5 protein-coding genes are annotated in these 5,931 nt (G+C 73.9%); 4 read left to right on the top strand and 1 reads right to left on the bottom strand.

The genetic code is table 11. From position 1 onward, the window contains the following. The 4 genes from QZ433_RS11050 to panB all read left to right on the top strand — a co-directional run. A partial coding sequence (locus QZ433_RS11050; RefSeq protein ID WP_295783273.1) for an agmatine/peptidylarginine deiminase occupies positions 1–653 on the top strand: 653 nt, incomplete at its 5' end. A gap of 87 nt (positions 654–740) precedes the next feature. Further along, positions 741–1,541 carry a DUF2520 domain-containing protein gene (locus tag QZ433_RS11045; RefSeq protein ID WP_295783269.1) on the top strand — a complete coding sequence of 267 codons (801 nt, stop codon included), beginning with the start codon at positions 741–743 and terminating at the stop codon, positions 1,539–1,541. Then, positions 1,538–2,425, top strand: coding sequence for a pantoate--beta-alanine ligase (panC, locus tag QZ433_RS11040; RefSeq protein WP_295783267.1), 888 nt, complete (start codon positions 1,538–1,540; stop codon positions 2,423–2,425). Before QZ433_RS11045 ends, panC begins: the two co-directional genes overlap by 4 nt. Further along, complete coding sequence (gene panB / locus QZ433_RS11035; RefSeq protein ID WP_295783265.1) at positions 2,422–3,276, top strand: 3-methyl-2-oxobutanoate hydroxymethyltransferase; 855 nt, start codon at positions 2,422–2,424, stop codon at positions 3,274–3,276. The genes panC and panB overlap by 4 nt, the downstream gene beginning before the upstream one ends. 73 nt (positions 3,277–3,349) lie before the next feature. Here the strand turns inward: panB and QZ433_RS11030 are convergent, their stop codons facing one another. Then, a complete protein-coding gene (locus tag QZ433_RS11030) occupies positions 3,350–5,869 on the bottom strand; it encodes a polynucleotide kinase-phosphatase (protein ID WP_295783262.1) in 2,520 nt (839 codons plus the stop codon). Between the last annotated feature and the right edge of the window lie 62 nt (positions 5,870–5,931).

Here is a 5,931-nt window from a genome sequence, read left to right as displayed (position 1 = left end):
CGCGCATGATCGCCGAGCACGTCGGCGCCGAGCGGATCGACTCCCTGCTCGTCGCCGAGGGCGGAGGCCTGCACGTCGACGGCCAGGGCACCGTGCTGCTCACCGAGACGGTGCAGCTCGACCCGCGTCGCAACCCGCACGCCGATCGCGCCCGCGTCGAGGCCGAGATGGCCCGGACGATCGGAGCGACGGATGCCGTGTGGCTCTCGCGCGGCCTTACCCGCGACTACGACGAGTTCGGCACCAACGGCCACGTCGACATCGTCGCGACCTTCGCCACGCCCGACCACGTGCTCGTGCACGAGCAGACGGATGTCGCCCACCCCGACGTCGAGGTGTCCCGGCTCGTGCGCCGAGAGCTGTCCGACGCGTTCGCGGCGCTCGGCCGCACGGTGACGATCACCGGCGTGCCCGCACCGGCGACGCTGCGCGACGACGAGGGCTGGGTCGACTGGAGCTACATCAACCACCTCGTCACCAACGACGGCGTCGTCCTGTGCGGATTCGGCGAGGAGGCGGCGGACGCGCGGGCACGCGAGATCATCGGCGAGGCCTACCCCGGCCGGCGCGTCGTGTCGGTCGACGCCCGTCCGCTGTTCGACCGCGGCGGCGGCATCCACTGCATCACCCAGCAGCAGCCGACGGTGGGCTGAGCCGCGCCGTAGCCGCCCGCGAGTGGACGCGCGAGCGGGTACGGTGGAACCCGGCGAAGCCGCCCGTGAGGGCGCCGCCCCACGCTCATGAACCCGCTCCCCTCCGCTCCCCCTCGGGCCCCGCTCGGACCCGTCCTCGTCGTCGGCGACGGACGCATGGGCCGCGCTCTGGTCGCCGCCCTCCGCGCCGCCGACGTCCGCGCGCTGGGTCCCGCCGGCCGGGGCGCGAACGGAGCCGACGCCCCCGTGGTGCTGCTGGCCGTGCCCGATGCCGAGATCGCCACGGCGGCGAGCGCGCTCACGCCCGGCCGCACGGTGGGGCACCTCTCGGGAGCGCTCGACCTGTCGGTGCTGCACCCGCACGAGGCGTTCGGCCTGCATCCCCTCCTGACGGTCACCGGCGCCGCCACCTCCTTCGCCGGCGTCACGGCCGCCGTCGCCGGGTCGACGCCCGCCGCCCTCGATGTCGCCACCGGGATCGCCGGCATCCTCGGGATGACGACGGTGCACGTGCGCGACGAGGATCGGCCCGCGTACCACGCCGCCGCCTCGGTCGCGGCGAACTTCCTCGTCACGCTCGAGGGAATCGCCGAGCAGCTCGCGGCGACCGCGGGCGTCGAGCGATCCGCCCTGGTGCCGCTCGTTCGCGCCGCCGTCGACAACTGGGCCGCGCACGGCGCCGCCGCCGCCCTCACCGGTCCGGTCTCGCGCGGCGACGACGCCACCCTCGCGCGTCAGCGCCGGGCCGTCCGCGAGCGCCTCCCCGAACGACTGCCGCTCTTCGACGCGCTCGTCGAGGCCACCCGCGACCTCGCGGCCGCGCCCCGCACCGCCTCGAGCCCGCTCGATCCCACCCCGTCCCCCGCCGTCACGGAGGCACCGTCATGAGCGCCCGCATCGTCCGCACGGTCGCCGACCTGCGCGCAGCCCTCGCCCCCCACCGCACCGACTCGGTCGGGTTCGTCCCCACCATGGGGGCCCTCCACGAGGGCCACCTGTCGCTCGTGCGCGCCGCGCGCGCCGAGAACGCGGTCGTGGTGCTGTCGATCTTCGTCAACCCGACGCAGTTCGGCGAGGCCGCCGACCTCGCCGCGTACCCGCGCACCGAAGACGACGACGTCGCCCTCGCCTCGCGCGCCGGCGCCGACCTGGTCTTCGCCCCCTCGGTCGCCGAGATGTACCCGGCCGGGTTCGCCACCACCGTCTCGGTCGGCGGGGCGATCACCGGCACCCTCGAGGGAGCCGTCCGCGGCCGCTCCCACTTCGACGGCGTGGCCACGGTCGTGGCCAAGCTCCTCGTCGCGGTCCAGCCCGATCGCGCCTACTTCGGCGCGAAGGACGCGCAGCAGGTGGTGGTCGTGCGCCGCATGGTCGCCGACCTCGGACTGCCCGTCGCGATCCAGGCGCTGCCGACCTCGCGCGACGCCGACGGACTGGCTCGCTCGAGCCGCAACACCCGGCTCTCACCGGCCGAGCGCGAGCTCGCGTCGGTCGTGCCGCGCGCGCTCCGGCGGGCTCAGGATGCCTTCGCCGACGGCATCCGCGATCCCCGGCGCCTGCACGCCGAGGTCGTCGCCGAGCTCACCGCCGCCGGTCTCGCGGCCGAGTACGTCGAGATCGTCGACGCCGATGCACTCGAGCCGGTCGACCAGGTGACCCGCGCGGCGCTGCTCCTCGTGGCCGTGCGGGTCGGCCCGGTCCGCCTCATCGACAACGTCACCCTCACCCCCGGGGTCGACGACCGGATCAGCATCGAAGGACCCGCATCGTGACGACTCCCCCGGTAACCCTGCGACGCCTGCGCACCCTCGCCGACGAGGGGACCCCGATCGTCATGGTCACGGCGTACGACTTCGTCTCGGGCCGCGTCGCCGAAAGCGCCGGCGTCGACATCGTGCTCGTCGGCGACTCCGGCGCGCAGGTCGTGCTGGGCCACCCCGACACCACCTCGGTGACCGTCGACGAGATGCTCCTGCTGAGCAAGGCGGTGCGCCGCGCCGTGCGGACGCCGCTGCTGCTGTGCGACCTGCCGTTCGGATCGACCGAGGTCAGCGACGAGCAGGCGGTGGCGACGGCCGTCCGCTTCGTGCGCGAGGGCGGAGCGGATGCCGTCAAGATCGAGGGAGCGAACCCTGCGCGCCTGTCGCGCCTGCGCGCGATCGTCGAGGCCGGTATCCCCGTGGTCGGGCACGTCGGACTCACGCCCCAGACCGCGACGGCGCTGGGGGGCCTGCGCGCCCAGGGCCGCACCACCGACGAGGCCGTCCGCGTCGCGCGCGAGGCCCTCGCCGTGCAGGCGGCGGGAGCCTTCGCCCTCGTCATCGAGGCCGTGCCCGCCGAGGTCGTCGCCGAGATCCGCCGGGCCCTGGACATCCCCGTCATCGGGATCGGCGCGGGAGCGGCCGAGGGGCAGGTGCTCGTGATGCACGACCTGCTCGGGATCACCGAGGGCCACTCCCCCGTCTTCGTCAAGACCTACGCCTCCGTCGGCGACGCGATGGTCGACGGCGTCCGCGCCTACGCGCAAGAGGTGCGCGACGGCGTCTTCCCCGGCGCCGAGCACGTGTACCGGGCCGCGCCCGAAGCGGCCGCCGCGGTGCGCGCGTTCGTCGACGGACGCTGACCCGGGCGGCGAGCCGCCGGACCACTCGAGCCGAACGCCACGGGGCCTGAGCCGCGGCCCCCTCCTCCTCCGCTCACAACCGCGGGTCGAGCGGCTCCGACTCCAGCGCGAGCACCCCGAACACGGCCTCGTGCACCCGCCACAACGGTTCACCGGTCGTCACGCGGCGCAGCGCCTCGAGGCCGAGGGCGTACTCCCGCGCAGCGAGCGAACGCTTGCGCCCCACGTCGCGATCACGCAGCCGCTCGAGGTTCTCGGGCACGGTGTAGTCCGGGCCGTAGACGATGCGCAGGTACTCGCGGCCGCGCACCTTGATTCCGGGCTGCACCAACCCCTTCTTCGTGCGGGTGAGGCCCGCGTAGGGCTTCACGACCATCCCCTCGCCACCCTCGGCGGTCAGCTGCTCCCACCACCGCGTGGCCTCGGCCACGGCGTCGACGTCGGCGAGGTCGACGCGCAGACGGCGCGTGCGGATCACGAGGTCGGGCGCGACATCCGCCAGTCGATCCGCGACCGACAGGTGCCAGCCGTGGTCGCGCGTCTCGAACGTCGCCTCTCCGGCGGCCAGCACCTGGAACGGCGCGAAGCGCACGGCATCCGCGGTGTCGACGTACCGCCGGTACGCGTCGCGGAAGCGCTCGATGTCGTCGCCGCGGATGCGCATGCGGTCCGCGAGCCCCTGGACGTCGATCCCGGATGCCAGAGCCCGCTCCAGCACCGCCGATGCCGCCGTGGTGGCTGCGATCCCCGCCGCCCCCACCGAGGCGAAGAGGTCGCGGATGAGGTCCCCGGCCTTCGCCGACCAGGGCACGATCTCGCCGTCGAGCAGGACCCAGTCCGCGTCGAGCTCGGCCCAGACCCCGGCCCGTTCGAGCGCGTCGTCGAGGCGGTCGAGCATCGCCTCCTCGACGTCGGGGGCGAAGAACGCACGGCCGGTGCGGGTGTGGATGACCCCCCGCCACCCGTCGGGCGCGCCGAAGCGTGCCGGGTCGCGCGCGATCAACACGACCGCCCGCGAACCCATGTGCTTCTCTTCGCAGATGACGTCGGAAACACCGTGGTCGCGGAACGCGGCGAAGGCCTCGTCGGGGTGCTCGAGGAATCCCTCACGCGCCGAGGTCGCGGGCGGCGACATCGTCGGCGGCAGATAGGTCAGCCAGCGCGGATCGGTGGCCCAGCGGCTCATCGTCTCGAGGCCGCCCGCCATCTGCTGCTCGGTGATGCTCACGCGGCCGATGGTGCCCGTCTCGACGACCACCTTGCCCCGCACGTCGGCGAGCTGCAGCACACCCGCCGCGCGCTCGGGCGCTTCGGCGACCAACGGTCGCACGGGCTCGTACCAGACCCTCTCGGCGGGGACCGAGACGACCTCGCGCTCCGGGTACCGCATGGCGCTCAGCGCGCCCCCGAACACGCATCCGGTGTCCAGGCACGCGGTGTTGTTGATCCACTCGACGCGCGGTACGGGGGTGTGACCGTAGAGGACGACAGCCGAACCGCGGTAGTCCTCGGCCCAGGGGGAGCGCACGGGGAGGCCGAACTCGTCGGTCTCGCCCGTCGTCTCGCCGTAGAGGGCGAAGGCACGGACGCGGCCCGAGGCCCGCCCCTGGTACTGCTCCTTGAGCCCCGCGTGCGCGACGACCAGACGCCCGTCGTCGAGCACGAGATGCGACACCAGGTCGTAGCAGAACGTGGCGACCCGCTCGCGGAACTCCTCGGTCTCGTCGGCGAGCTGGGCGAGGGTCTCGGCGAGCCCGTGCGTGGGCGTCACCCGCGCGCCGCGCAGCGCCCGGACCAGCTTCGCCTCGTGGTTGCCCGGCACCGCGAGGGCGGACCCGGATGCCACCATCCCCATCGCGAGGCGCAGGACGCCGACGACATCAGGTCCACGGTCGACGAGGTCGCCCAGGAAGATCACGCGACGCCCCTCGGGGTGGCGCGCGTCGACGGCGCGTCCCCGCTCGTCGCGCTCGATCTCGTAGCCGAGCTCGCCGAGCAGGGTCTGCAGTTCGTTCAGGCAGCCGTGCACGTCGCCGATCGCGTCGAACGGACCGTGCTGGTCGGTGCGGTCGGTCAACAGGCGCGTGCGCTCGATACGGGCCGCCGCCACCTCGTCCGCGGAGCGCAGGACGTGCACCTTGCGGAAACCCTCCTTGGCGAGGTGTCGCAGGCTCCGGCGCAACTGGTCGGACTGCCGCTTGACGACCCCCGGCGGGATGAGCCGGTCGGTGCGCTCGGCGTTGCGCGCGAGGTTCGTCGACTCCGGCAGATCGAACACGATCGCCACCGGCAGGACGTCGTGCGCCTTGGCGAGGTCGATCAGGCGTCGTCGGGCCTCGGGCTGCACGCTGGTCGCGTCGACGACCGTGAGCAGCCCGGCACCCAGACGCTTGCCCGCGACGTACTGCAGCGCGTCGAAGGCCGCCGGCGTGGCGGACTGGTCCGACTCGTCACCGCCGACGAGACCGCGGAAGACGTCGCTGGACAGCGTTTCGTACGCACCGAAGTGCTGGCGGGCGAACGTCGACTTGCCCGAGCCGGATGCCCCGACGAGGACGACGAGCGAGAGGGCGGGGATGTCGAGCACGCTCATGCGCCTTCCTCCCGGCGCAGCAGCGCCATCTGCGTGGGAGCGCCGTGGACCGCGTCCTCGGC

Origin of the sequence: uncultured Microbacterium sp. (assembly GCF_913776565.1) — a bacterium.
In the GTDB taxonomy this organism is placed as follows: Bacteria; Actinomycetota; Actinomycetes; order Actinomycetales; family Microbacteriaceae; genus Microbacterium.
The sequence above is the reverse complement of the archived record's forward strand: the minus strand, read 5'-3'. Positions and strand labels throughout refer to the sequence as shown.

What these genes read in the sequence shown, in the direction of transcription:
- QZ433_RS11045 (WP_295783269.1), top strand. Translation starts at nt 741, where the DNA reads ATGAACCCGCTCCCCTCCGCTCCCCCTCGGGCCCCGCTCGGACCCGTC.
- panC (WP_295783267.1), top strand. Translation starts at nt 1,538, where the DNA reads ATGAGCGCCCGCATCGTCCGCACGGTCGCCGACCTGCGCGCAGCCCTC.
- QZ433_RS11030 (WP_295783262.1), bottom strand. Translation starts at nt 5,869, where the DNA reads ATGAGCGTGCTCGACATCCCCGCCCTCTCGCTCGTCGTCCTCGTCGGG.